This is a genomic window from Microvirga soli (genome assembly GCF_016734765.1).
Classification (GTDB): domain Bacteria; phylum Pseudomonadota; class Alphaproteobacteria; order Rhizobiales; family Beijerinckiaceae; genus Microvirga; species Microvirga soli.
This window is the reverse complement of the sequence record NZ_JAERQE010000129.1, coordinates 1-1,737: the sequence shown is the minus strand read 5'-3', so window position 1 is coordinate 1,737 and position 1,737 is coordinate 1. Positions and strand designations below refer to the sequence as shown.

2 protein-coding genes are annotated in these 1,737 nt (G+C 57.0%); one reads left to right on the top strand and one right to left on the bottom strand.

All coding sequences use genetic code 11. The annotated features are described in order from the left end of the window. Positions 1-791 (bottom strand): helix-turn-helix domain-containing protein (locus JKL45_RS29475; protein WP_246499130.1); only part of this gene is annotated, 791 nt, incomplete at its 3' end. A 224-nt stretch (positions 792-1,015) separates the two neighbouring features. Between JKL45_RS29475 and JKL45_RS29470 the strand changes: the two genes are divergently transcribed. Further along, positions 1,016-1,195, top strand: coding sequence for a hypothetical protein (locus JKL45_RS29470; RefSeq protein WP_201865307.1), 180 nt, complete (start codon positions 1,016-1,018; stop codon positions 1,193-1,195). Positions 1,196-1,737 lie beyond the last annotated feature (542 nt).

Below are 1,737 nucleotides of genomic sequence, written 5' to 3'. Positions count from 1 at the left end.
TGTTCGGTTGAACGAACCGGCTCAGCTTTCTTCGGAAAGCCTTTGTTACAAGGCTCACTAGGAGATCCGTTGTTGTTATTAGTGTGACGGTACTGAGTTCCGGCATAGCCTGCTTTATAATAAGCTTCCTCGCACGCGCTCCTGAGAGTTTTCCACTCGTCCAGTATGTCGATTGGCATGGACTTGGTGCTGCGCAAGGGCGTCCGAGCCAGTAGTCCCTGAAGTCGGTCCTCAAGGTCGGAGCGATCTAGATCAGGGTACTCCTGCGCCAGGCTCCCGAGCGCCTCCTGGGCCGCTCGTCTAGCGATGGTGATCTCATCGAAGGTGCGCTTGCGGGCTTCTCGGGCCTGCTTCTGCTCGATCAGACGTTCGGTCCACTCCCCTCGCCTCGCGTAGATGGGCGTCAGGTCGAAGCCAAAGGCGTCAACGATCTCGCCAGCTAAATCCTTGACAGCGTAGCGCTTTCCATTGGGCGATTCCTTTGGGACGATCAGTTGCTGGTCGATGAGGACACGGAATGCCTTACGGATGCCGCGCTCGGACAGGCCTGTGCGACTGACCAGATAATCGTTGGACGGCCACACCAGCAGCCGCTCCCACTCCTGCTCGCCCCAGCAGGCCACGAGCTCGGAGAGGACCGACCGAGGTCCGTTGCGCAATTCCACTGCCTTGGCAGCGTCCCGGGCTGCCGCAGATAGCTCTTTCCGTGTCACCGTGCGCCCAGTTTCGAGCGCAAGTTCTCTCGCGACCAGAGCGGCATGTCTCAGCCGCCGGCCTCCTGACGATGCCATTTGCATCGTACCCTCCATGTTGAGGGCAAAGCGGGAGCGTTCACCGAAACCGATGCTCTTGACACTCAGCTTGTCGGGATGGCATAAGGAAGGTGCTTAATCTTTCCGAATGCCCACCCCTCGGTGGACTCCAAAGGCCCTCGAAGTTCCCGCTTCGTGGGCCTTTTGCTTTGCCTGGTTTACGTCACCGTGCTCTTCTCCTGTTCGAAGAATGTCGCGAGCGCATGGGTGATCGCGACCCGTCTGGAGGGGAATCGCCCCCTCGCGACGGCATCATCGATTTTCTGATCGACCTCTTTGGTCAGCCATACGTTCGTCTCTCGAAGGCCCTGCTCCTTGCGGGCCTGTCGAAGGCGTTGGACGCGTTGGCGGCTCAAAGGATCTGGCATTTCACACCCATTTAGCTCGTAACGTTACGAGCCTTGCCCGATTCTGGGTTGGCTGTGGAGTCGGAGCGCAAGAATCCATTCACAATAACCGGATTCTCCGTTGGAAAACTCCTTTAGGCAGAATCAATTAGCGCGAAAAGCCGAATCAATTCGCAAGTAAAAAGCTGGTTCCACACGACCTGGCTTTACGCACTTGATTCTACCTCCTGAGTTATGGAGTCTTCCTCTTGAGGCACATCTCGACTTTCTGCTCTCCAGGACTCAATGTTGTGCCTTGAAGACTGAGCCCCAGCAGAAATCTTACGATCAATATTTGCGATAGACTCAAGAGAGCCGAATATTTGGCGGAGTGACCGAGCGGTGCTCGTCCAACCTATGACCATAGGAGCCTTATCGGATGCCGCCGGGGATTGGATTGATGGGCCATGCCCCAATAGGGTGAAGTTCCTCTCCACCTGAAGCGACCCAGCCGGGTAGAGAGGTAGAGTCCGCGCTGGTGGTGGAAATTTGCTGACGCGCCGGGTGTTGGGATGAGGTGGTCATTGGGAGGACCGGCT